The following is a 24327-nucleotide window of genomic DNA, read 5'->3' on the forward strand; positions in this document are numbered from 1 at the left end:
AATTATCCGGTATTTTTTCTATTCTGCACCCATTTTCTGCAAAATCCCAGAAATGCTGCTTCGGGATTGCGGGGCGTCTCAGGTAACCATTTTCGCCACTCCCGCTCCAGATAATAGACGTCATGGCCAGACACGAGCATACGTGCAGTCTCGTAGACATCCGGATCAAGCTGCGGCGCTGTCGCCTGTGGCAACACCAATTTGACGCTCTGCCTGTTCGAAAAAACGACCATGTCATCCTGCTCGTCCAGTTCAATGGAATAATCAGGCATATGGTCATGTGACCGGTCTTCCCGGACAATATTCATGACCAAACGTCGAAACTCTCGAAGCGTGGAGTTCGACCCGCATTTTTTCTGAAGTAACAGCAGACTAACCCGCCATTGTTTCTGTGCACCACAGTGTTTGCGCGCAATTTCATAAATGCGCCGTTCCAGTGGCTTACGGAGGCGGAAGTAGTCTCGATGGAGGGTCAAGACCTCCTTTGACTGGATAGCATTAAATACCCAATCAGATAGCTTAACCTCCACTTCCTGCATCCGCCCATCACGTGTTTCACGCACGATCTCGGCACTTTCGATCAATCCAAAAGTTCTAAATACTTCCTGACCGCCCGTCACAATGTTTGTACTGATCCGGGTTCCGGCAAGCCTTTCTAAGGCAGCCTTCAATTGAGCATATCCAGATCCAGCTGTGTTACGATTGGTCGCAACCAGCATATCGAATGCACGAAAACGAACTGCTGGAGAGACCTTTTTACCATCGTTGATAGCAGTCATAAGTTGACTGATGCAGTAAATCAAAATGTCCCTGTCATGTACGGTTGCAAGTCCGTCTACTGAAGGCTTGATCGCAATCTTTATGCCATTGTGTTCATACTCACGGACACGAGTGTCCGGTTTGGTCGAAAGCGAAAAGATCGGATGCTCCATTGAAGCCATATCAGCTTTAGGAACGGCATCAAAAATATCGCAAACGAAAAAATCCCCTTGAGGGTGCCTGTCTGGCAAAAGAGGGGAGCGGTTGACCGCACTCTCATCAGGCAAAACTGGATCCTTTCGTACTTTCACACACACTAAAGTTCAAAAAGCTCAAAGTCACCACGATTCGTACTTTCACACACGCTGACCGACCTTTCGTACTTTCACACACAGTTCTTCGTACTTTCACACACGTTCTTTCGTACTTTTACACACGCACGCCCTAAAAGATCTCAACAAAATCAAAATCTTACACGCGATATTTTTTGCTTAACACAGAGTCTAACACCTATTTAACACCCTCTTCGTTTTAGCAGCCTGTGGATAAGTCTCTTCCCAACCGCATTTCGCTCAACTTCGGTTAAAGAACGCGCAGACGTAGGAGCTTGCACTGGTCTCCGTCCAGGTCCCGCCGAGAACACCGCAGCCAGACGGAAACTGCGCGATGAAGCGTGGCACCGTCAGCGTCATGACCATCGCAAAGACACCGACAGCGAATGTCATCCAGGGCAGCTTTGCTTTGAAAGCATCAATACGCCGTTCGCGCTCCGTGAGGGTCTTGCGGTCCCGGTCCCGGTCGTCATCCTTCTGCTTCAGGACAGTTATCGTCTGCCGGGTCTGACGATCGAGATCACTGATCGTCCCTTTCAGGTCCGCGAGGGAACGTTCAATCAGCTTCAGAGCCACTTCACCAACGATCTGTCCGTAGAACTCCGGATCGGTTTGCCTTTGCGCCGCGAAGGCCGCCTGGCGGGCTTCCGTCGTGGTCTTGTTCAGCCGGTCCAGCGCATCCGTCTGGGCGTCTACGCGGTCAGAAACCGAGGCCACGACGGTGCCGATCATATCCAGCGTTTCGCGCAGCTCGTCGTCAGAGAGGGCAGGGGGGGTCTGGTTTGTCATCGGGTGGGGTCTTTCAAAACAAGGCGGGTGAATGCGGTCATGCGGCTTCCGCCACGAACAATCCGGCAAACTCAGGATCAGCGTAGTACCGCAGTTTCTGCACCACGGCGGGCGGCTGGCCTTGGATGCGGAGGAGCTGCACAGTGGGTGGCATCTGCATGATCTCGTCAGGGGTCAGCAGATCCCGGCCGGTGACATTGTGCGAGGTGGACGGGTCCTCACCGAGCTTCGTGCTTTGGGTCTGATACCCGGTGGTGGCCTGACCCATGGTCTGGCTCAGCCATTTCGCGGTCTCAAAGTCGTTGACACCGAAGACCTGCTGCACCCCGGCGTTGGCGATGAAGGTATTGGCCCGGGCCCCGTAAAGATCCTTCAGCTGACTCATATCCTGCAGGATCGGCCAGAGCTGCAACCCGTAGCCCGCCATCAGCCCCATGGCCCGCTCCACGGCCTCCAGACGCCCCAGCGCCGCAAACTCGTCCAGCAAAAACAGGGTGGGCGTTGTGGGGGCCAGGGGAGGGGCCTGAGGGATCCGCAGCAGCCCTGCGGTCCCAGAGAGCCCCGTCACGCTGTCTGGTGCGTCAGAGGCACCCTCAGAGGCACCCTCAGAGGCTGTCTGTGCCTCTGAGGGCTCTGTACCCGCCTTGAGGAGGGGAACGGCGGTACGTGAGGTTGTACGCCCCGCTGTGGCGGCCGCAAGATCTCCCTGAGGCCCGGAGACCGCCTCTGCGTCCCGAGCGATCTCCTGCAGAGCCTGGGTGACCAGCAGGCGCAGCCAGCGCGCGTAGGCATCGAGGCGGTTCGGAGGCAGCACGAGGAAGACCGAGGCGATCCGGTGGCGCAGTTCCGCGAAGTGAAAGTCGGACCGGGACGTCACGCTGATAATCCGCGGGCTGTCGAGGAAGTGCGTGTGGCGCTGCGTTGTCGAGACCACTGACGCCGCTTCGCGCTCTGCCTTGCCGAGGTGCCGGTTGGCCGCCCGTGCGATCAGACCGCCTGCTGCGGTGCTCTCCTGCATCAGCTCCATCAGCTTAGTGAAGTTTTCTGCTGACAAGGTCAGGTACTCCCGGACCGTGGCGAGACACCGGCGCTCCGCCTCCTCATGGGAGACACAGAACATGATCAGCCCGCCGATCAGAGCTTTGGCCTCTTCGTTCCAGTGAGAGTCCCCGCCCTGACCCGCCGCATCTATCACCAGCGCATCCGCCAGAGAGCTCGCATCATCGCCCAGATCGAGGCTGTCAGCCGACAACCGGTCGAGCGGGTTGTAGGATGCCGACGCCATGCCCGTAACCCCGAACGGATCAAGGATGAACACATCGCCGAACGCTTCCCTTGCCGCCCCCGCGATGCGTGCGTTCTCGCCCTTGGGGTCAATCACCAGCACGGAGCGCTCCACCAGCAGCAGGTTCGGCAGAACGCTGCTCACACCCTTGCCCGAGCGTGTTGGCGCGAAGGTCAGCAGATGGGCCGGTCCGTCATAGCGTAGCAGCCGGCCGGTGTTGGGATTGCGCCCAACGATCAGCCCGGTGCCGCCCTCCATTCGCGCAAGATCTTTCTTGTCGGCAAACCGCGCAGAGCCGTGACTGTCGCCACGCCCGCGCCGGAGGCGGGCGGCGATGCCGGTATACTCCGTCCAGAGCCAGACGGCGACGCACCAGCACGCGACGTAAACAACGAGAGCGCCGGCCCAGCCCAAAAGCGTTGTCGGATCATCGAAGGCGTCCAGCCCCAGCACAGCGCCCCGAAAGATCCCGAGCGCAAACAAACCCACCAGTGTCGCCAGCAGCAGGCCGACGACAAGGTAGACCAGCATGACGGGTGCCATCACAATCAGCATGACCACACGGGCCACAGACTGGACTGCGCCGATCAGACCCCTCATTGCCCGCTCCGACCGGTGCCTGTGTCAGAGGCAGATGTGGTGGAGGTCGCCGACGGGGCAGAGGTATCAACGGCTGCACGACCACCATCATCTTCAGCAGCTGTTCCTGCGCCGCTCTGTGCGTCCGTACCGGTGGATGGTATCAACGCAGATGCCGGGTTCACCCAGTCGTCGAATGCTTTGCGGTCCTGCTCACGGGGCAGGTTATGAACCAGACGGTCGATCATGGCGGCGGCTCTGCTGTCACGGTTTGCGAGATCGAGAAGAGCGCCGCCGAGGATGACCTTGCGCCGCGTGTCCATCTTACGTTCCCGGGTGGCTTCGCGGTTCTTCAGGGCCTGCAGTCTGGCTTTGGCCTGGGCGTAGCGCTGTTCTGCACGCTGAAGTTCTGTTTCTGCCATTGTCGTGTCTCCGTCTTACCGAATACCCTGAGTTGAATGTAGGATTGCCAGATCAACCGATAGCGTTTACCCGTGGGCCTGTAAAGGACAAGGGCGCACTTATGCAAACTCTCCGCCTCCCTGCGGTCGTGCTGCGAGATTTGCGTGCGATCTCCTCGGGGTTATACCCCGGCCGACGGCCAACCCCCTCGCAGCCTGCAGCTGCGATATGGAAGGGTGCACAGCCCCTTCCAAACCATCCCAGTCCAACTTTGGCAGTTGGATTGCTGTCCGCCGCGGATCGCTGCGGAATGAAAGGCCCTCCCGGCCTCTCAAACTCTCCAGTGCCAACCTTGGCGGTTGGATCGCGTCCCGCCGGGTCTTGCCCGCAGCCCGACCGTTGCCCCCCGTTGGGGGCCGGTCTGCTGCGGGCTGCGCCCCGACGGGATCTGCACAGCGCCGGACCTCGCGGTCCCGGCGCGGTGCAGTGGGTTTGCCGGTGGCAAATCGCTCGTTCGGCGTATCGAAATCCTGCCCTTTCCGTGGCGCAGGTTCCCGATACCCCGCACGGCCGGGCGCGTCGCCCAGCGACCCTCTGGGTCCCTTCGGACACGCTGCCGTTTGTCCTCCAGCCCCAGCAGTGCTGGCGGGCACCCCGGTGTGGGGCGCGGTCCGGAGGACAAACGACGCGGCACCCCGTGGCCATCAATGGCAGGGCTGCCAAGCGGCATGTCGCGGCGCTGCACCTGTGCATGCCGGCCGTGGCGGGGTAGGGCGCGTGGCCAGCTACCACCTCTCTGTCAAAACCGTGAAGCGCAGCGCCGGCCGCTCCGCCACGGCGGCCGCGGCCTACCGTGCCGGCGAGAGCATCGCCTGCGAACGCGAGGGCCGCGTGCACGACTACACGGCGAAAGGCGGCGTGCTGGAAACGTTCATCATCACGCCGGAGGGTGCGCCGGACTGGGCGCGGGATCGTGCGGCCTTGTGGAACGCGGCTGAGGCGCGGGAGACCCGAAAGAACTCGGTCACCGCCCGCGAGTGGGAAGTGTCGTTGCCCTCTGAAATCAGCGATACAGATCGCGTCGAGATCACCCGCGACTTTGCCCAGGCGCTAGTTGATCGCTACGACATTGCCGTCGATGTCGCGATCCATGCGCCGCACCGCGAGGGCGATCAGCGCAACTATCATGCCCACATCCTGACCAGTACCCGGGTGCTGGAACCGGAGGGGTTCACTGACAAGACCCGGGTACTCGATGCGGCCAAAACCGGTGGTGTCGAGATCGAGGAGATGCGCGGCGTCTGGGCTGAGTTGCAGAACGCGGCACTGGAGCGGGCGGCGGTGCTGGAGCGGGTCGATCACCGGTCTTTGGAGCTCCAGCGCGAGGCCGCGTTGGAGCGCGGCGATGCGCTGGAGGCCGAGGCATTGGACAGGGATCCGGAGCTAAAGCTGGGGCCGGCGGCGAATGCGATCGAGCGGCGGGAGATGCGGGCGGCCGCGCGGGACGGGCGGGACTATGAGCCAGTCACCGAGCGCGGGGCGGTGGTGCATGCGGCGCGGCAGGCGAAGGCGGTGTTTAACGATATGCGGGACCGGGTGCTGGCCGCCCGCGAGACTTACGCGCTGCAACGCGACGCCGGGCGAGACCGCGTCAGTGCAGGGCTTGCGGCGCTCAGGGCTGCGGCCGGGCGGCAGGGGCTGGGCGAAGGGCGCGACGTGGGGGATGGCGCTGAAAAGGCGGCAGACCCCGTGACGCGGCCGTCGGTCCGGGAGCGGCTGGCGGGGATCCTGGCGCCGGATGTGAGCGCCCCGGGGCTGGAGGCGGATGTGGAGGATACGCGGGCACGGCTGGCGGCAGCGCTCGGTCGCGCTGCGCCAGTGGTGGTGCCGGACATCGAGATGGATGACGGGGACGCGCGCGACGGCAAGGCGAAGGTTAGGCAGCGCGAAGGGCGCACCTTGGGGGACGATACCGGGTGGAGTATCTAAGGATTGCGATACAGGATCCGTGCTCATCAATGCTACTGGCTATAACGATACCTTAGCGCACACTGTTGGTGCCAAACTTCAACCTTGAGCCTAAGCTATGGAGACGATGCAGTAGGTCGAGCTTTAAATCGGTGCAGCTTGTAGTCTATCGGCGCCTGCGCACGATCATCAAAAACTAAAAAGACCACGGCTTCATCGTCTTCCAGTAGCGCGTTCCACACGCTTTGTTCAACCTAATACAAATTAATTCCGTTTAGGCGGACACAATAACAATTAATCGCAGGAATTCCCCCAGAAAACCTAATACCTATCGAGTAGTCAGGGTTTTTATCAAGTGGCTGATTGTAAAAAACCCCAGTTTGCATCGGACTAACGCTGTAGCGACAAGCATAAAGTGCCATAGCGAGTGATACAGGTTTCGGACCGTAAGGTGCAAGAGATAGTGCAATAGTTCCATATCCACCAATCCCACAAAGCTCATCGTAAACCTCTGGTATATTTAATCCGTCAACTCTCTTAATATCCAGCTTGCGAGTTTCAGAATTCGGAAATATCCTTCTGATAAATTTCCAGTTCCGAGATACCCGATCAGGATGTGAGGGGAATGGGAAGAGGAAAGATACAGTCCCTTCATTGAAATCAGATGAATTGACTTGTTCTGGCAAACCCATAGGATCGTACCCGATTGCTATAACAACTTTACGGTCCTGCACTGAATCGCGAGAAAGTCTGAAGCTAGGTAAAGCATCCCATGCCTCATGATTTTCGACCAAGGCATTTTGGTCGTACTTCTCGGGCTCCGTATAGGTAAATATGATATTTTTAGTTTGCAGCGGTAATTTTAGGCAAAGCTTGCACAGGAAAAAAAGAACCTTTTGCGGCATCGAAGTGATGTCAATAATTAGGTTCTCGCCTACACTATCCTTCAGGAACTCTTTAATACGAGCTTCAAAATTTCCGAAACGTGATTGAGTTGAAATTCTATTAATACTAGAATTATTAACGCCATTCCGAAGAAATTCGTTTCTATTAAAACTTATCTTTCTGTTGATTTTGTCGGCTTCCCACACCGGTCCATGTTCAACCTCAAAGATTAGTTCACTAGTTATAGAGCAGAAATTTCCAATCTGACTAATGAGCCCGGTACACCTTTCTTCAGTTGAAATACAACCAATCATAGACCAATCTGTAGCTACACACCCCGAAAGTATTCTCTCGACACTTCCCCACGCCCTGAATGGCCTACCCTCGCGTATCAATCTTCTACCCCGCCACGAAAATTAAGTGTAAGTTGTTCGTCTATAGGATTACTAATATATTTTTTCTTGAGTTTTGAGCGGCTAACACCAGCCGCTGAAGATACTCGCGCTGAACACATCCAGTCTTCAATATCCTCAATGTTGGAATATATTGGTTCTTTAGTATGAGCAGTTGGAATTTGAAAATAAGGAGTAAGAATTGAAGACAGAAACCACTTCTGACTTTGTCCTCGGGATCGAGACTTAGAAGTGTGAGAATGTTGCTCAAGAACTCCAAAAGACACGCAATTTTCAAGGAATGACTCTACATGGCGAGCCGCCTCAAGATCTTTAACGGGAAGAGAAAATCCGTTCTCCCCCGGATATGACATACTTTTATCACGCGTCAGCCGATCCCTTATCGCTGTGCCAAGAACGTTAGCGAACCGATGTCGGTCATCACCTCCTTTTGGCTCAGCGCGAACCTTCCTAAACCAATATTCACTAGCTGAATGAATCCCAGTAGCCTGTGTAAGAGGATCAATCCCCTTTGGAAAAATCTGCGAAGACTCACTAGTACTTCGTAGATACTCGGCCCAAATGAATTGGCAAATACTCAGAAATACAAATATGTTTTTTCCAGAGAGCAAAACAATATCAGGCGCACCATACCAGACAAGCTTTTGCCTACATGTTGAAAAAACCTGCATTAATGCCTGTTGTTTACGCTCCTTCTTCCACCAAACTTTACTTTGCCAAGGTTCTGACATGATTAACTCAGGCGAAATATCAATGGAATCAATATTCTGACGCGTCCAAGCCTCACCAAGTTTTGCACTTATCGGATTCGTCCGAGATACCTCTGAAAGGGCATTTTTGATCAGTGGTGAAACTTGGAAATCTGATGAAATTACTCGTTTTCCACTATCGCGGATGAACGTAGCCACCTTATCTTCAGCAGAAGCGCGTTTTCCGAAAAGATATGTTAATTTGCTGCCTTTTGGCAAGCAATCGAACTCGGCGAATCTCAGCCGTCTATCAAATACGTCCTCACATAAGTCTTGAAACAACGTTCTTCGATTCTCGCCGCCTCGCAAAATCTTGATGATATCAACAAGCTCATATTCCCTCCCCTCTTCAGTAAAGGAGTTGTTTCCAAATCCCTGAAGGCCCTTCAGCATTGAATACGGTCTTGCTCCGACTCTATATGATACTCTTTTTATCGCGATTTCCCAGCATTCTCATTATCACGCTGCGAAAAATCGGAGTTCCTAATTCGCCATTATCCCGCTCCAAATCCATCAAATCTTCAAATTGATCTATGGTGATAAAAATTGGTAAGTCGATCGGTATGATTCCACTGGACTTTAAAGCATCTGCAATGCTTCCAATTGGATCACCGGGCTTCGTCTTTGTAAAATTAAGGCTTTTAGGAAAGTCAGAATTATAATTTAGAAAACTTTCGTACTGAAGAATTCTATTAGAAATTACCTTCCTCAGTGCATGAAATGTATCGACATTATCAAGAACACCGAACCAGCACGAATCCTTTTTTAATTTCTGAGCGAAATTATTAAGCTTCGTTTCCGAAATTTCGGCGCCGATAAAATCGGCTAACTTAGCGCCGCGATCGGACCAGAGAAGCTCAATATTTGTCAAAAGATCGTCGACTATCCAGTAATTTAGATAGTCTCCAAAGAATAAACCTAATATATTCTTGTTGCTATCTACTTCTTCAGATATTGATCTCTGGCCGAAATCTAAAAGCACCACTTGACCGAAGAACGATACTTGCAGATAAAAACTTCGAGCAATGAACTGGTAATGGCCAAGGTTCAGAACTATTTTTATAAGCAATCAAAACTTCTGGTTTTAATAAATTCAGTAAGGCTGATTTTCCGGAACCTTGCAGGCCAGTTAATACTACACTACCAGGTTGGAACAGCTCATGCGTTTTACTTTCACGGAGTAAAACGGGACTAAAGATCTCTACAAACCTATCAGCTGGTATTGATTCAGTATGATATAGATTGTTGAAAGGATTAGTCATGGCGTCACCTCTAAAGCTTCCCTTGATGTTCTCAAAAAAAGTGGTTCCCAGTATCCCGCTCGCCTGCGATGGATAAGAGGTATAGTATTATCCGGGCAATTTGTCGATGTAACAATGAAGCCACCAGTAGCTCCTTGCTGATTGACGCCGTCAAAACCAAATGGCCCAAAATCTTGAGGAGATCCGGGGATAACTACCTTTGGATGGACGACGTTTGCAGTTTTCCTAATTGTTGGAAAATCCGGGTGTTCGCCATCTATTGCATTTTTAGTTATGAAACATTTTTGAGGTATTTCAAGGACAGGACTAAAACTAAAGTTTCTATATTGTCTCTGTAACCTTAGTGCTAACTGGGCACCCGCGGGGCAGATATACATAGGACAGAACAAAACTTTTATATTCCGATCGACATTACACGCAAGCTTTAGAAAGGGCTCAACTTGCGAACCGCTGCCAACGAAATCTTCAAATAAAACTATGTGGCTTATGTTTTCACCAAGATTCCGGACAATTTCGGTATCTATAAATTGCTGTCGCTGCCATGATTTACGATGAGCATACCATGTATATCGTGGCCTTCCGTGTAGATTATTTTTTCCCAAAAAGCTACGTAGCCCAAAACTGTCAGTAATCTCAGTGAGCAAAGTCCTATTTAATATTGATTTTAAATCTGCATCTGCCGTTGTAGAGAATACATTTAATTTTTGATCGTTCATCAACCAAGATACTACGTGACGGCTGAATGCTGTTCGGTAAGCTGCATCAAGTTCATTGTCGCCAAAGAAAATTAGGTGACGCAATAGTACAAATAAAGATTTCTGGTCGTCATCAGTTTCTGCAGATCCAATCCATCGCGCCAACCGGAAGATAAAATCTCCATGACCACCATGTTTTGTGACGTCATATTCATTATAGAGCTCTCGTGACAAAAACTCTATGTCCTTCTTAATATCACTTATGCCAATGGATCCGTCGTAGTCTTCTTGGCACCAAATCTGTAGTTTCCGTTGTAGTTCAATAGGTGTCATCTTTTAAACCATTCATCACGTATATATTCAGCAATTTGTATGGAAAAACTTGGTGGTACGGCATTTCCGATCATTCTGAAGTTTACTTGATCTGAGCCGAAGAATTTATAACTATCAGGAAAACTTTGTATGCGTGCTGCTTCACGCACAGTAAAACCTCGGTGTTGATCAGGATGTAAGAAATACCGTGGTTGCCCAAATCTCGTGTCAACTGTTGGCGATACATCATTCCAATGTGGGCGTCTATATTTTCCATTAAAAGTGTGCGTTATATCGATATAATCTTCGACACGCTTAGCATATCCTTTTTAATAAGACTATTTAAGATCTCGCTAGTATCTGATCCATATGACTTATCAATATAATAAGGCTCTACTGGATCGGCATCGCCGTTGCTCCGCCGGCGGTTTTGCCGCCGTAGTCTGGAAATGATCTCTAGTATTGATATCTCCGTATCATTAACTTGCCCGAATACTTCTGGTATATTCCATGTGTGAATTGAAGATATACCACACCTAACGTTTGATAATTTTTGACCTTGAGAAATTCGCCGCGAAATCTTATAGTCATTACCCTCTTCTGAAAGGGGATAAATTTGACCATTTATAATATCTTCAGACCCTCTAAGAATGTCACTTAGCCTCTTGGGACTTTTATGCTTTAGGTTTAGGTTCAGTGGCTTCTCGTCTAAAACGGCGGTTATCAGGACTCTGGTCCGAGATTGAGCTATTCCAAAATCAGAGACGAGATAGGACTTGGACGTTACCTTGTAATCTGAACTTTCCAGCTTCGAGACGGTTTCTTCATAATGATATTTATTAGTGGGGCTAAGTAGGCCCTTAACGTTTTCAATCAATACCAACTTTGGTTTGGCAAGACATGCGATTTCTGCGACGTTTAGCAGATGCTTGTTTCTTTCATCTGTTGGATCATTTTTTCCGGCGGTAGAAAAACCCTGACAAGGTGGACCAGCTATTAATATGTCAGATTCAGATACCTTTTGAATTACGTCGGCGTCTGGCTTGCTTAGGTCAGCTAACCTCACAGTTGCGCCTGTGTTTCTCTGAAGTGTTTCCAATGCATTTACGTCGTGATCAAATGAGCAATGCTGTTGAAATCCGGCTCGTTCGAAGCCTAAATCTAAACCGCCACAACCGCTGTATAAGCTGGCATATTTAATTTTTACTGGCACTTGTATGTCGGGTCCCGATCTGGATGTACTGAGCAAGACTCCTTGCTGTCGTATGGTTCATTCCTGTATCAAACCTGAAGGAGATCTGAGACCAGCTTTGGTGATAGTTAAGGTGCCAAGGTATGTTTGGCTATGCGAGCAGCTTATGTGCGTCTTCGAAAAGGTTTTTCGAGCTGGCAATGCCGTTGTGGCTTTCGAAACCGGATGAAACGTACGCCGTATGAGTATGTTGGTCGGTAGCATGGTTTGATGAGGCCAAGGTGTCTAGGTTTTGTGAACGATCGTAGGGCGGGGATCCTTGATAAGTACTTGACGCTGAAGTTACCTATGCTTTTAGTGCTAGGATGGAAGTTGCGAATGTTGGTATACCCATTACATCAAGGCCGGGCGTCGAAACTCTTATAGATCCTGTGTTATTAGGCTCTTCATACTGAAACGTAGAGAGACTGGAGAACTTGAGGCCGCTTCCTGTAAGCTTGGTCTTCGCTTCCTGCACCAGAGTATCGCGATAACTGTCAATATCGTTCGAAACCACTCGGTTAACCAGTTGCAACACCCCACCAGTATGAAGCAGCCGTGATGCGAGTTCGAGCTGTCTTCTTTCGAGTGCTTCGCGGTTTTCACGATCAGAGTGAATACCAATCTCATTGTAGATTTTGGTCATGCTTCGGGCCTTGTGTACACCCATGAACCACATCGTTACTGCATCAAACGGACTTTGCTCTTCAAGCCAGATTTCGAACTGCGGATCACGAAGTAACATGTCTGCGTTAATAACAGAGATTTCGCTTGGAGCGGGTATACGTCCTTTTCGGACTTCTATACTAAATTGGCCGCTCAATTGCCGTTTAGATTTGAGGCGCTGATGTGCCATTGGGATTAACTCTAAGCCGAGTAGCTTTACTGCTCCCGAAATACAATCGGGGTTCTCATCAACGCCAACGATCGAGCTTTGTAAAGGTGGTAGTTCGGATTTTATAGCTTCAATCCCATGCCCGAGACCGCAACCTATATCAAAAACTTTTTTGATATTTCCAACCGAGACAAGATTGAGCGCTAGCTGATGATAGAGGCCTTGGGCCTTATATCGTTCCGCATTTTGGTTCCACCCACTAGCGTAACGCGCTTGAGCAACCTGAAGCTGCTTGTGCGGCGGTGCGGAGAGGATGGGACCATGACAGTCGTTGTGAAGATCACCGCTGCCGCAGGGACAGGGCTCATGTGGTTGAAAGTCCATCATACGCCCTAATCGACCCAATTAACCTTTGCTTTGAGGCATACTCATAAACCAGTCGTTTGGAAAAGTAAGTCATCAAACCGCTAAGCTCATCACGCCGCATGGAGTGGTCACCGCCCTCCCTGATGGTATCTTAACACACCTTAAGGGTATTTTAAGGAGTCAGGCATGGGCCTGAACATGACTGCCCTCCTTCTTTTTTGTCCCTGTGCAGCTGAACTATGCAAGCTTTTTGATATACGCTTGTACGGCCGGAAGTGGACTGTGCCCCACCGTACGTCGAAAGGCCGCTTCGAGCGCAAATGACCACATCCGGAGGTTGGTAGTTTTTTATGTATTAAGGCTCTGCGCAAGTTTCGTGTCGCGAGCGAAGGGGCTGCCCTCGTACGACGTAACCTTCACTGCCTGACATCCAATGAGCAGGTTGTGCTGGTTACTGACCTTAGCTGCAAATGGTACGAACGGCTACTTTAGGCAATGACACCTTGCCATAAACTGTCATTTTTTCCAGTGACAGAGACTGTGGGCGCAACCGGCCGAAAACCTGCCCGAGCTGAGGTAACTAGCTTCAGGGGCCTTGTTTTCAGCCTTGCGGCTTGCAGGCCGCACCAGCCTCTTGACGCAGGATCCTGTTCGTCTCCTAGTTTGCAGCGGCGAAGGCTGCTCCGAAGAACAGGCACCAGCTCAGTCGGACTTAATCGCAGACACGTCACTCAGAAGGGCAGGGTGACAGTGTTTAGCCATTGCAGTGCTGTCTCTACCACTTGGCCAATCTTCTCACCGACAAGAACCCCTGCGAGCTGAACAGTGACGCCGCCGACGACCGCGACACCGCCCGCTGAGCCAATCGTCGCCATGAAGCTGTCGACGGACTTGTCGAGTTTCTTGCCCATCCAGAAGAGGACTTTTTGCAGCCGTCCTGTTGCCTCGAGCACGACCTCTACGTCGGGCTTTTCGTTAGCTAGCTCTGCATCCATCTGGTCGATGGCATCGGTTGCTTCGATCTTCAGCTCGACCGTCAGTGCCGGTTGCTCTGGCGGTTGATTGTGCCCAATCCCGCCATGCGACGGCGGGTCTTGAGCAAGGAGCGCGCGCAGCTCCGCTAGTTTGCGGCGCAATGCCACGCGTTCCTCGTGTTCAAACGGATCGCCAAAGGCGGGAACGACGCCGTTTTCTATCCGCCGCTGAATATCTTCTAAGGCCGGTGAAGGGGGCTCGTTATAGTGTTCGGCCATTGCCCCGTCGCGGGCGGCTATCTGATCAGGATGATTTGGACCTGGGGCCCATTCTATCGTGCCGTCTGATTGTACCTCTAGGACGGCTTCCTGAATAACCTCAAAGGGCACTATGTCGCTAAACTCGTCTTGGAGCTGTTCGTCGGCATCGTAGGGTCCGCCCCAAGGATAGCGATAGGGAGAGTCGCCAGGGTCTTCCTTGTCCGCGTAGGGCATCTCGTTCTGAGGGTCTTCAAACATGCCTCGAAACCAGTGGACCATATACTCGATCTGCTTCGTCCGAGCGAAGCGCTTGAGCCTAGACGAGGTAACGTAGTTCTCTGGATCGTCCGGTGAGTAATATCGGGCTGCCACGTCCTGTCTTTCGTTAAAGGTTCGGGCCCACGTCGCTAATGTCACCGCATTGATGTAAGCGATGTACTTACCGCCTCGTACCGTTTCATCTCGACCACCGGCAGGACAAGAGCCTTTATACGCTTAAGGTAGTCAGCTCTCCTAGGGGCACGAGCAAATCCCAACATATCGCGCAGTAAACAGTCGTTTTTAGGAATTCCAATCAAAATCTTCAATCTCCCGCCAAGGATTAGCACTGAGTGCCACAAACGGTGGTTTTCGGGCCCCCAGAGTAAGGCAGAGTGACCTAGAAGGAGGGATCACAAGACCAGCTTCGAGGGATCGACACCTGCGTCTTCTAGTCGTCGCCTGGCGGCAAGCTGCACCTCCGGATTGAACTCCTTACTGTGTTTTAGGACCAGTGCCTCGCCGGTAAGCTCGGGGCAGCCATAGTCGATCAAGATCCTGAAGCCGTCTGTCGGGGTCTTGCTGGTCGCGAACCCGATCAGGGTCTCCTTTACGCCGACACGGGCGACCTTCTGGCGCGTCCGGGACAGCCTGATGGTCTTTCCTCGCTCCTCGCTGTGCATCTCCTCAAATGCGTGGATCGTCTTCCAGAAGTCGTGCTCGAGCGTGCCGGGCTCTTCTTTCGGAAGTATCTCCACCAAGCGCCGGAAGGCGGCTTCCTCTACATCGGTCGCGCTGAGCCTGCGGGCATTGGCTCTAAAGTTGCGGAGCTTGGCGGGGTCCGTAGTGGCCGCGATCGCGATCAGGACGTTCTTGTGATCAGCCATGGGGGTTCCGCTTACGATGCCTGGACGATGACGGCTGCGACGGGAGGCTCCACAGCGAGGAGTGTGTAGCTCTTGATCGGCTCGCCGGTAACATACTCCCTGCGTGGAGTGCCCGCGTCGTCGAGAAGCGGCTCTGCGCCGACCGCCTTCTTGATGTACCAGCCTAGGTACATGTTGAGCGGCATCTTTCCGGGCGCCTTGTCAGCATAGGCGTCCACGCCGATCACCTCCTCGTAGAGAGCCCGAATGTTTGGGATGGCCATCATCGCGCGAAAGACAGTGAGCGTGAAATGCTCGTCCGCTTTTCCCGCGTCACGGATCTCGCGGGCTACGGTCTGCGCCATCTCGTAGAGGGCCGTGGTGTTGTCGATCTCCCGCCGCCGATCAGCCGGTAGGTGTTCGTAGACGGCGCGTTCCAGCGCGCGCTGCATGAAGGCGGAGGGATCGATCCCAGCTTCGGAGGATAGCGACTTGATGAGGTCGGCCACATCGCTCCGGAGGCGTAAGGAAATTCGGGTTGTACTATCAGTCATAATTTACAAACTCCACCAGTGTATGACTGCTGATATACAGGGAAGTCTGCTGAGTCAACAGGTGAATGACACCTGTTAAAAGTCTTGGCCTACATCAGACCCAATCCACATTTGTCTTGGATTGGCGCTGATCGAGCAGCCTGCAGAGGAAGGCTTAAGCCAACGCGACCGACCTCTACGCCGCCTGCTGTAAGCCTTAACGTACCCGACTTTTTCAACGCCGTTCTAATCCGTACTCATGAACTCGGGGGCCACGCCTCTCGGGCATCCTCATTGACCAAGCGGATGACCGACCGCACTGAAACGTCTGTAAAATCGAGCTTCCGCAGACATGTACGGCACATGGTGGTCGCCGTCTTGTAACGTTTTACGCCGGTCTCGATTGTGGCGTTGCGGTAAGTCAGATCGTGACCCTTGCGGTTCAGGACAGGGACGAAGGGCGTTACTTCCCGCGTTAAGGGGGTAAGCCAGAAACGGTGGTTTTTGGAACGTGGTGAATGGCGGTTCTGAGCCCAAACTTCCGACACTTACTTGCACCTCTAATGTCGGCTTCTAGTTCAGGAATAATCTAAATGGTTTGCCGGACGAAAACAGTGCTCAAAAACCCTTCAACAAAGGGTTGTTAGCACAAACCACGATAGCGAGTACGTTTATGCTAGCGTAAGATCATAGGGAACATTCGAGAAATTTTGCGTTGCCACCATTCCAGCGTAGGTTTTTCACCGGAAACAAGATCAACTTCTTTTAGAAATTCCCACCAAAGGTTCGGCAGATCATGAAGATCATTGTAAAGGATGCTGGTTTTACTTTCATGTAACTTTAAGATGACAAAGCCAGGCGGGTCATGCTCGCTGGCCGCGTCATATCTGAAATTGAGTTCTCCATTTTTCCAGCGACGTTCCTTGTGCTTACCGTGCTTCGTCGTATTAGCAACGTCTACACAGAGACCCTGATGAGGTATTTTCGCGTCTACCAAATCAGTAAAGTCCTGTTCCTTTACCCTGAACTTTTTCTTGCGTTCTTGTTGCATCCATCGTGTTCTCGCCCAGTTTTCCAAAGAAGACGCTGAAATACATGCATTGAGTGCTAAGTAAGCGAGCGGCTCATGTTCTTCCGGAAATGATCGTTGGACGTCTCCGAAAGCATCCACATCCCAATACATTTTAGACCATGCTGCGCGGATGTCCCCGATGATGAGCGTATGGAGCGCCGGTAGTTTCTCAGATTTTTCAGGCCTGTTTCTCATAGTATTTATTCAACCTTCAAAATTTCTCTCAAGGCTGATTTTGCTCCACTATGATGATCGCCTTCTAGAAACTCTGTTGTCGAATAAGTCCTTTTTCCCGTATTCTGAGCCAAACCTTTAACTGTGACGTAGTCCCAATGGTGCGTGACCACACTTTTTTCTCTGCATCAAAGTTCCACCAGTCCTCGTATTGTCCTAGGTGTCCCTTTGTAACTTCGTAAAACTGTTTGCTCATTCATCTGTCCTTATAAAATAATGATAGTCGCTTTCGTCCTTTATAATCGGCTTTGTGGGACGCTGCGATAAGTGTCCAGTTTAGGTCAGAAATATGATACGCGAAAGGTAACTTTATCCGGCACTGCCGTCATTCAGACGTGTGCCAAAAACCCTCGTTTTTGGCACACGCATCCCCTGCCCTGTTTTTAGCTGCCACAAACCCGCTTCAAAAGCCGAACAGTAGATACACGTTTTTGAACTGCACCGGCTTACCCATCCATGCAAGCTTTTTGATATTAGCTCGCATGGCGACCGATGGGGCTGAGCTATATAAAACAGGGGTTTCATGGGTTCTTCGCGCTTCACCTCTTCCGGTATGCACGCTTTCCCGCTATAATGGGTGCGTAGCCTGCAAGGATTGGCCCCATGACACCCCCTCCGAAACCGGCCTGGAACCGCGGCAAGGTGGTGGGCAAGAAACCCCCCGCTCACCCCTGACGAGGTCAGCCTGATCCGGCTCTTGCTGCGGCAGGACAGCCGGACGCAAGCTGCGGCGGTCCGTGACCTCGGCGCTGTTTAACGTGGCCCCGGATACCTGCTTCCGGGGCTCCGACTTGGTGCGGCTGCGGGTCGCCGATGTGGCCACCCCGCTCGGGGTGCGCGAGATTGTCGAGATCCGGCAGAAGAAGACCGAGACCCGGAATGCCCGCCCCGTGCAAGCGCGGCTGTCGGCGGTGACGCGCGACAGCCTGCGCGTCTACCTGGCCGCCAGCGAGCGGCCGCTGCACGGCTGGCTGTTCACCGGACAGGGCGTGCGCTGGTCGCATTCACACCTGAGTGAAAGCCAGCTCTGGCGGCTGTTCAAAGGCTGGCTGATACGGGCCCGGCTCGATCCCGCGCTCTACGGGCTGCACTCCCTGCGCCGCACCTTCCCGACCTATATCCACCAGCAGACCGGCAACCTACGGGCTGCCCAGCTCCTGCTGGGCCACGTCAGCATCGAGAGCACGAAAGAATACATCGGCACCGAACAGGCCGAGGCCCTCGACATCGCCCGCAAATACCATCTCTGATGATCGCGCAGACCTATCTGGCGAAACGCAATCCAGTGAAGAACTGGGCGTGGCTGGAGAGTCGAACACAGCAGCGTAGGTTAGCTTGATTGCGGGCCTAATCATCTTTTGATGCTCCATCCGTGCGGGATGAGGATTACATCGTCTTCATCAACAGATGCAGGGGTGTAGGTCACATTCAGCAGGCGCTGAGGGACGACAAGTTCGTGGGAAAGGTTTGCGTTCAGTCTCTCAATGATAGTTTTAGAGTATAACGGTATACCATCGAGGTCATCCCAATCGCTTTCCGGACGCTGAAATAAATCCAGTCCGCCTATAAATACTGATTCAACAAGATAGCCTTTCTTTTTTTTTTCTTTGTTGAAACGGTAACGTCCAGTACGTGCCCACGACCAGTAGTTGGATGAAGTTTGCGCCCGCAGCCGATAGTGTGTCCGCAATAAATTCAAAACTCGCCTTAAGTTCGGGTATTTTTTGTAAGTCAAATACTTCGTCAAAATATTTACTTTTGATCTTGGGGCGGAGGTTACCTGTCGAGTCAAAAAATATCTCGAATAGCATCCCGTCTAACAACGCCTTCCGCTTCAATTTGCCAAACTGTGCAGTGCGCGATTTGAAGTCTTCGATAAAAACGTCAGCGGCTCCAGATGATCCACAAGCGGCTTGATATATATTTCGACCAAGGACGAATAGGTTGTTAATACTCATCGGCTTAACGCTTTTTTCATCAAGCTTCAGTAATGCCGGATTTTGAACATACCAATTATAGCTCTTCAAACCTTCTATAATTTTATGTGACAACTTAGAGTTGTCGAGGCCAAACAGGCCATCTGCAAGAGCGGTTTCGTCATATTCCTTAACTATTTTGTCGATACCTAGATTGAAATAGAACTCACCGGCTAAGGATGTGTGTTCCCATGTAGTCTGCTTACCTTGGCTGGCGGCGGCGACGGTGTTTCTTACCCGCTTGAACATTGTCTCGATGGGGCAGTCTTTTGTGTCAATGTGCTGCAACAGAGCCTCAGTATAAGTGCCATTCCGTCCGACCCCATCAGCAGCGGTTTCACCGGGGGACGTTGCAAATCCTATGATCGTGCCTTTCGGGGCATAAACAGACGCAAGGCCGCGCATGGCTATATCCCGATGCCACGCCCTCTTCCAAGGATTGTTTCGGCACGCATCCAACACAATAATCTTGGTTAATGCCTTGGATTTTGCCAATACCTCTACAACCTTATCCAAGGAGAGTGAGCTGTATTTTGCATCAATCTCTGAAGAGTCGTCTGTGTCGATGGCTAGCAAATAATTGCTACCATCAATTTGCATACCATGACCGGCGAAAAAAAAACATTCCGACATCATGGGTTTTGAGAAGATCACCAAATTCTTTAAGCTTTTTTTCCATGGCCGCTTTTGAGCAGTCTGTCCCGAGTATCACCTCAAAATCGTAGGACTTTAGTTTTTCACTTATGTCCAAAGCGTCGTTGACAGGATTTTCGAGTTCGCCACCTGCGGGATACTCCGCATTCCCTAAAACCAGAGCTGCCATTTTTCTTTTCAACTTAAATCTCCCTTGCCGACGCACATACTTGCGTTCTCAAATGTTCATAACCGTTCCGCTACTCGTAATTTTTTGAATCTCCACCCAGTCCGCGCGTCGTGCGCCCGGTTGTTCCGGCATGGAATTTTGGAAATAAGTGGCTCAGTCGGTAACCATGAGATGCACCGGGTAAGCGATCCATCCGCTCATAGCTTTCCACGGTAACAAGACCGTTGATGTTCAGAATCCCAAGAGCGCGCTTAATGCGCTTAATCGGGACACCCGCATAGTCGCTGATTTGATCGTAGGTGATCCGGGTCACGTTCTGTTTAGTGTCACGCCGCGCCGCGAGCGCGAGATAGATTTTCACGGCATCCAGCTCTGCCACCTTACGAAGATAGAAGTCTTCGAACATCGGCATAGCTCCATTGCCATCGTATAAAGGTTTCGCAGGCAGCGCGGCCCAAGGACGCCCCTTGCCGTAGTTTGTGAGTTGGAATGTGCTGCGCCCGTTAGCTTCGCGTATCACCAAATTACGTGCTGCCAGAATTTCGAGACCATCGGCAATCTTGGTGCGGCTTACGCCAGTTGCGGCAAACAGGTCGTTGTATGTCGCGCGAGCGATGCCCTCTTTCCAGATCAGCGCGATGCGCGATTGCCATCAGAACCATGAGAGCTGCTGTTTCGGATGCCCCGGCCTCGGCACGCCACTTGAAGGCTGAAAGCCCGCCTTCTTCCATCCAAGCAGACGGCAGCTTTACCCACTGACGCATGTTCATTTGCGACGTTCCTTCGTGATGGCGTGAAGGACTACGTGCAGCGCAAATCCGGCTACACCTACAGCACTAATTCCAAGGAGAAGCGCGAGGATGATCGGGGGGTGCTGAGAGCAGCGAGGAGAGAACGTCATCAGAGGGCATGTGGGTAATCCTTGGTTTGAACTTTTTGCGTCGATTATGTCCAAAAATACGATGCCCGTTATTTTCTATCTAGATAGACTTCTCTGAAGTATTCTAAATTATACAAAAAAAAACACTATATTTTTCAAAAGTACTATATGATAAATAACTATCTTTGTAAGAACCTATTTCAGTCCATAAGCTGAACTCTATAGACTGAAATGGCGGAAATCTGCGATGTCGCGGTGCAGACTTGCCCACAATGCGTTCAGCCGACCTCATTCATGTGGAGCATAGTATTGCGGTCATTATGTTATCGCCACCTCCTCAGCCCCCCTGTATAATGCGTTCAAGTCAGCGTGCCGGACTCGAAACTGGCTCCGGCGCTTGATCAGCGGCTTTGCTGATCCCGCAGCTTCCATCTTGATGCCCGGATCGTAGTAAACGCTTCCGGCTGAAACCGCCGCCAGCAGGAGGAGCACGTCAGTTCCTTCGCACAACTGGACTACACCTCCATAGCTGTACTCCGGCGGTGGGAACTGCATGAGAGACGGCACATAGACGGCCTTGGCGTGCTTGCGGTTCCAGTGGGCCATAATGCCCCGGAACCCCCATGAAGCTGCGACAGTGTTGTCGCGGTCCAGCAGGACAATCCCGCCGTCGAAATCTGTGATCTTCCCCGTTGCCGCGTCGAACCCGTCAAGGCGCAGCATGAGGCCGGTGTCTGCGTGGAAATCACGGCTGGCGGTGTAGATCCCGCCGAAATTGATACGGTCTGCCTTGCCCGACTTATCGGCATAGCCATAGCGGTTCAGAAACGCCGCGACACCCTCATCCCGGTACAGCCCGCCGGTTGGTTCCGGCGTCATCAGGGTCACAGCGCCTTTTGCACGGTAGCTGGTAAAGTCGTTTACCCCGTATTGCTTGACCTCCCAGCCCATAAAGTCCGGATCCGCATAGCCGTTCGGAGCGATGCCCAGCTCAGCTTCCAGCGTATAGCCGCCGCCGTTGCGGGCGCTGGTAGGGGGCCGGCACCCCCTGCCCTGCCCATCTTCTGCGATGCGATCCAGCCTTTGGCGTGAATCCGCCGGAGCGCGGCGAGCAGTGCTTCCTTCGGGTCGGTGCCATCTTGGCGCAGTTTTTCCAGATCGTGAAAGACGCCGGTCGTTTCCGAGACCGGACGCTGCTGCGTCAAAGGTGTGGGCAACGGGATCGTCAGCTGCAACGACATGACCCAGAACCCGGCCATCGGCACAGATCCCCAAAAACAGCACTCTGCCTTCGTCGCGCGACCTCATCAGCACGACTGGTGCACGTTTTCGCCCGCGCAAAAAGCCGGACATCCGCACCTCGGGATATTTCGGATACAGGATTAGCTGCGCATCGGGTGCGGGCGTCGGGCCGTCAGCATCGAGCCAGAAGAAACGAACCATGGCTTTGGCCCTGTCTCGACGCTGCCCGCGCGGTCACTGTCGTCACCCTCGACCGGACCATGCGGAATGATGTTCAGGGCGCCAAATCCGCCGCCCAGATAAACCTGATTTTTTGAGTTGTCATTCGGAGCAATTCGCTTGGCGTAGAAACGTACCGCCCCATGGGCAGCCATCTGGTCAAGCAGGCGGGTGAGCGGCGTTATCAATCCATTGGCCTTCAATGCAGAATTCATCTGCATCAGAGGACAGCCAGTGCGCTATTGAGTCAATGACATGACCGGGTGACAGACGCCCCCTGCCCTTCAGAGCACATTCCCAGACAACGCCACATCGCCAGCCGGCGGCCCGGGCAGCTGTCCATGTGGCAGCGTCCCGTTCCTGATTGCGGCCGATCTTGGCCCGCCAGAAGTCCTCACGGCTCTTAGGCCAGTGAAACAGCGGGCAGCTGTGCCCGTGCCAGAAGCAGCCGTGGACCCAGAGCAGCGCATGATATTTAGGAAAGACCAGATCCGGCCTGCCGGGGAGGTCACGGCCCTGCAGTCTGAATCTGAACCCCTGTGCGTGCAGTCCTTTGCGGATGATCAGCTCAGGTTTTGTATCGCGGCTGCGGATGGCCGCCATATTGCGACTCCGGGTTGCGGGGTCATGGACATCAGCCAACTTTGCGCAGGTCCTGCCCTTCGGTCAGCGACAGAATGTGCGGCCGCATCAGGCGGGCCACCTCGGCAAAAAACCGGCACTGCAACCGAATTGCCGAACTGTTTGTAAGCCTGTGTGTCCGAGACCGGGATCCGGAAGCTGTCGTCATAGCCCATCAGGCGTGCGCATTCCGCGCGGTGTCAGACGGCGCGGGTTCTGGCCCGGGCCACGGCTGACGAGGATCTCAGAGCCGTCCTTGTAGTAGCGTGCAGACAGTGTCCGCGAGATGCTGTCAGGCGTCACCAGACCGAACCCGAAAACCGTTGCCGGCCGCTTTGTGCTTGGCCGCGTATCCCTGCAGGTACTGCCAGAGCTTGTCGCTGAGCGTATATTTGTCGCTCACCTTTGCATCCGGGACCTACCGTGAAGTGACTTTCAGGCACTTCAGTCCCGGTTCCAGGATGCAGAACGTCGCGCATACCGCGCCCCGCCCTGCCAGCCAGAACAAGATCATCGAAGGAAAAGCCGGTCTTTTCGCGGAAACCTACCATAACGATCCGTTCGCGGTGCTGAGGTACGAAGTTCGCTGCATCGATGATCCGGGTATGCAGCGTATAACCCAGCTCCTCAGTCAGCTTGCGTTTGATCACATCAAACGTGCGGCCCCTTGTCATGGCTTTTTGAGGTTCTTGACGTTCTCCAGCAGGAACGCTGCCGGCCGGGTGGTGCATCAGAACACGCAGCACGTCGAAGAACAACGTGCCCCGGGTTTCATCCTGAAATCCGTGTGCAGCCGGCCTAAAAGCATTCTTCTCTTGAGACGCCCGCGATGGAAAATGGCTGACAGGGAAAAGCGAACCTGCAACCAGAACGTCGTGCTCGGGGATGTCAGCTGGCGTCCACCTCACGGATCGTCACCCGCGATCGGCCGGTTGTCTGGGGAAGTTGGCGTGATAGGTCTTTCCACGGGCAAAGGCATCCCATTTCGGATGCGGTAAACACAACGCGCCCGCCCGCACTGGCCATCGCTTGCGCAATCCGCCATGATTCCGGCGAAGAAAGGGATCGATGAAGGTGAAGGCTCCTTCAGGTTGTGGGTGCGCCCTTGTGCGTATCGATATACGCACACGCAGCAGATCGATGACTTACCGTCCTGGGCGGTGCACTTCTTCGCCCCGTTTCCACCGGTAGACGTGGCCTTCAGAGTATCTCGAAAGGCACCTTAGCAGCCTCAGCCACACTCCAGCCTGTCACGCTGAACCAGCATTTCAAATTCGGTCATAGTGGTAAGCAGCTCCCAGTGCCCAGACATCTGGGAATATTTCTGACACTGTGTAGTCGATCCCTCTCCAAAATATGCAAGAACATTGTAAAAACAAAGGAGCTGCTATATGTATTAACTTTCTTAAACTGCAGAGGCATCACAAACCATCAGACCTGTGATGCTGAGACTACTGACAGCCTCGCTTTTAGCCGCCACCAGAAAATCCATGCGTTCGTGCAAAA

At 52.9% G+C, this 24327-nt stretch carries 27 protein-coding genes; 2 read left to right on the top strand and 25 right to left on the bottom strand.

Going from position 1 to position 24327, the window contains the following annotated elements:
• Window positions 1–2 precede the first annotated feature (2 nt).
• From GLR48_RS19870 to GLR48_RS19885, 4 genes are all read right to left on the bottom strand, one after another.
• Window positions 3–1046, bottom strand: coding sequence for a replication initiator protein A (locus tag GLR48_RS19870; protein WP_237064649.1), 1044 nt, complete (start codon window positions 1044–1046; stop codon window positions 3–5).
• 285 nt (window positions 1047–1331) lie between these two features.
• Window positions 1332–1880: a hypothetical protein gene (locus tag GLR48_RS19875; protein WP_237064650.1), complete on the bottom strand. Its 549-nt coding sequence runs from the start codon at window positions 1878–1880 to the stop codon at window positions 1332–1334.
• Window positions 1881–1917: 37 nt separating this feature from the next.
• Window positions 1918–3765 (bottom strand): type IV secretory system conjugative DNA transfer family protein, encoded by a 1848-nt coding sequence (locus tag GLR48_RS19880; protein WP_237064651.1) that lies wholly within the window; start codon window positions 3763–3765, stop codon window positions 1918–1920.
• Window positions 3762–4166, bottom strand: coding sequence for a mobilization protein (locus tag GLR48_RS19885; RefSeq protein WP_237064652.1), 405 nt, complete (start codon window positions 4164–4166; stop codon window positions 3762–3764). The genes GLR48_RS19880 and GLR48_RS19885 overlap by 4 nt, the downstream gene beginning before the upstream one ends.
• 757 nt (window positions 4167–4923) lie before the next feature.
• On the opposite strand from GLR48_RS19885, the gene mobQ reads away from it, so the two are divergent.
• Window positions 4924–6135 (top strand): MobQ family relaxase, encoded by a 1212-nt coding sequence (gene mobQ / locus GLR48_RS19890; RefSeq protein WP_336886658.1) that lies wholly within the window; start codon window positions 4924–4926, stop codon window positions 6133–6135.
• Window positions 6136–6368: 233 nt separating this feature from the next.
• Here mobQ and GLR48_RS19895 read toward each other — a convergent pair whose 3' ends face one another.
• From GLR48_RS19895 to GLR48_RS19945, 12 genes are all read right to left on the bottom strand, one after another.
• Window positions 6369–7313, bottom strand: a complete 945-nt coding sequence (locus GLR48_RS19895) for a hypothetical protein (protein WP_237064653.1) — start codon at window positions 7311–7313, stop codon at window positions 6369–6371.
• Window positions 7314–7390: 77 nt separating this feature from the next.
• Complete coding sequence (locus GLR48_RS19900) at window positions 7391–8554, bottom strand: ORC-CDC6 family AAA ATPase (protein WP_237064654.1); 1164 nt, start codon at window positions 8552–8554, stop codon at window positions 7391–7393.
• A 22-nt stretch (window positions 8555–8576) separates the two neighbouring features.
• Complete coding sequence (locus GLR48_RS19905; protein WP_237064655.1) at window positions 8577–9143, bottom strand: hypothetical protein; 567 nt, start codon at window positions 9141–9143, stop codon at window positions 8577–8579.
• Window positions 9109–9423: a hypothetical protein gene (locus tag GLR48_RS19910; RefSeq protein WP_237064656.1), complete on the bottom strand. Its 315-nt coding sequence runs from the start codon at window positions 9421–9423 to the stop codon at window positions 9109–9111. The genes GLR48_RS19905 and GLR48_RS19910 overlap by 35 nt, the downstream gene beginning before the upstream one ends.
• Entirely contained in the window at window positions 9420–10451 is a 1032-nt protein-coding gene (locus GLR48_RS19915; protein WP_237064617.1) for a phosphoribosyltransferase-like protein, read from the bottom strand. Before GLR48_RS19915 ends, GLR48_RS19910 begins: the two co-directional genes overlap by 4 nt.
• A complete protein-coding gene (locus GLR48_RS26110) occupies window positions 10448–10729 on the bottom strand; it encodes a DNA cytosine methyltransferase (protein ID WP_442915855.1) in 282 nt (93 codons plus the stop codon). The genes GLR48_RS19915 and GLR48_RS26110 overlap by 4 nt, the downstream gene beginning before the upstream one ends.
• Window positions 10720–11643: a DNA cytosine methyltransferase gene (locus GLR48_RS19920; RefSeq protein WP_237064657.1), complete on the bottom strand. Its 924-nt coding sequence runs from the start codon at window positions 11641–11643 to the stop codon at window positions 10720–10722. Before GLR48_RS19920 ends, GLR48_RS26110 begins: the two co-directional genes overlap by 10 nt.
• A 325-nt stretch (window positions 11644–11968) precedes the next feature.
• Window positions 11969–12880, bottom strand: a complete 912-nt coding sequence (locus tag GLR48_RS19925) for a hypothetical protein (protein ID WP_237064658.1) — start codon at window positions 12878–12880, stop codon at window positions 11969–11971.
• A 713-nt stretch (window positions 12881–13593) separates the two neighbouring features.
• Window positions 13594–14355: a hypothetical protein gene (locus tag GLR48_RS19930; protein WP_237064659.1), complete on the bottom strand. Its 762-nt coding sequence runs from the start codon at window positions 14353–14355 to the stop codon at window positions 13594–13596.
• A gap of 413 nt (window positions 14356–14768) precedes the next feature.
• Window positions 14769–15242: a hypothetical protein gene (locus GLR48_RS19935; protein ID WP_237064622.1), complete on the bottom strand. Its 474-nt coding sequence runs from the start codon at window positions 15240–15242 to the stop codon at window positions 14769–14771.
• Between the two features lie 11 nt (window positions 15243–15253).
• On the bottom strand, window positions 15254–15730 hold the full coding sequence (locus GLR48_RS19940; RefSeq protein WP_237064660.1) for a hypothetical protein: 477 nt from the start codon (window positions 15728–15730) through the stop codon (window positions 15254–15256).
• 700 nt (window positions 15731–16430) lie between these two features.
• Window positions 16431–17021: a hypothetical protein gene (locus GLR48_RS19945; protein WP_237064640.1), complete on the bottom strand. Its 591-nt coding sequence runs from the start codon at window positions 17019–17021 to the stop codon at window positions 16431–16433.
• A 776-nt stretch (window positions 17022–17797) separates the two neighbouring features.
• On the opposite strand from GLR48_RS19945, the gene GLR48_RS19950 reads away from it, so the two are divergent.
• Window positions 17798–18310, top strand: a complete 513-nt coding sequence (locus tag GLR48_RS19950) for a tyrosine-type recombinase/integrase (RefSeq protein WP_237064661.1) — start codon at window positions 17798–17800, stop codon at window positions 18308–18310.
• Window positions 18311–18637: 327 nt separating this feature from the next.
• On the opposite strand, the gene GLR48_RS19955 is transcribed toward GLR48_RS19950, so the two are convergent.
• The 9 genes from GLR48_RS19955 to GLR48_RS19990 form a co-directional block, all read right to left on the bottom strand.
• On the bottom strand, window positions 18638–19636 hold the full coding sequence (locus GLR48_RS19955) for a caspase family protein (RefSeq protein ID WP_336886659.1): 999 nt from the start codon (window positions 19634–19636) through the stop codon (window positions 18638–18640).
• Window positions 19626–19871 (bottom strand): caspase family protein, encoded by a 246-nt coding sequence (locus GLR48_RS19960; RefSeq protein ID WP_237064662.1) that lies wholly within the window; start codon window positions 19869–19871, stop codon window positions 19626–19628. Before GLR48_RS19960 ends, GLR48_RS19955 begins: the two co-directional genes overlap by 11 nt.
• A gap of 58 nt (window positions 19872–19929) precedes the next feature.
• Window positions 19930–20265, bottom strand: coding sequence for a hypothetical protein (locus GLR48_RS19965; protein ID WP_237064629.1), 336 nt, complete (start codon window positions 20263–20265; stop codon window positions 19930–19932).
• A gap of 118 nt (window positions 20266–20383) precedes the next feature.
• Entirely contained in the window at window positions 20384–20629 is a 246-nt protein-coding gene (locus GLR48_RS19970; protein ID WP_237064663.1) for a hypothetical protein, read from the bottom strand.
• Window positions 20630–21057: 428 nt separating this feature from the next.
• Window positions 21058–22182, bottom strand: a complete 1125-nt coding sequence (locus tag GLR48_RS19975) for an MvaI/BcnI family restriction endonuclease (RefSeq protein ID WP_237064664.1) — start codon at window positions 22180–22182, stop codon at window positions 21058–21060.
• Window positions 22122–22421, bottom strand: a complete 300-nt coding sequence (locus GLR48_RS19980) for a hypothetical protein (protein ID WP_237064667.1) — start codon at window positions 22419–22421, stop codon at window positions 22122–22124. Before GLR48_RS19980 ends, GLR48_RS19975 begins: the two co-directional genes overlap by 61 nt.
• Window positions 22360–22803, bottom strand: a complete 444-nt coding sequence (locus tag GLR48_RS19985; RefSeq protein WP_237064633.1) for a very short patch repair endonuclease — start codon at window positions 22801–22803, stop codon at window positions 22360–22362. Before GLR48_RS19985 ends, GLR48_RS19980 begins: the two co-directional genes overlap by 62 nt.
• A complete protein-coding gene (locus GLR48_RS26115; protein WP_442915854.1) occupies window positions 22764–22997 on the bottom strand; it encodes a DNA cytosine methyltransferase in 234 nt (77 codons plus the stop codon). Before GLR48_RS26115 ends, GLR48_RS19985 begins: the two co-directional genes overlap by 40 nt.
• Window positions 22998–23120: 123 nt before the next feature.
• Window positions 23121–23729 (bottom strand): DNA cytosine methyltransferase, encoded by a 609-nt coding sequence (locus GLR48_RS19990; RefSeq protein WP_237064665.1) that lies wholly within the window; start codon window positions 23727–23729, stop codon window positions 23121–23123.
• Window positions 23730–24327: the final 598 nt, after the last annotated feature.

Origin of the sequence: Loktanella sp. M215, assembly GCF_021735925.1 — a bacterium.
Lineage (GTDB): Bacteria > Pseudomonadota > Alphaproteobacteria > Rhodobacterales > Rhodobacteraceae > Loktanella.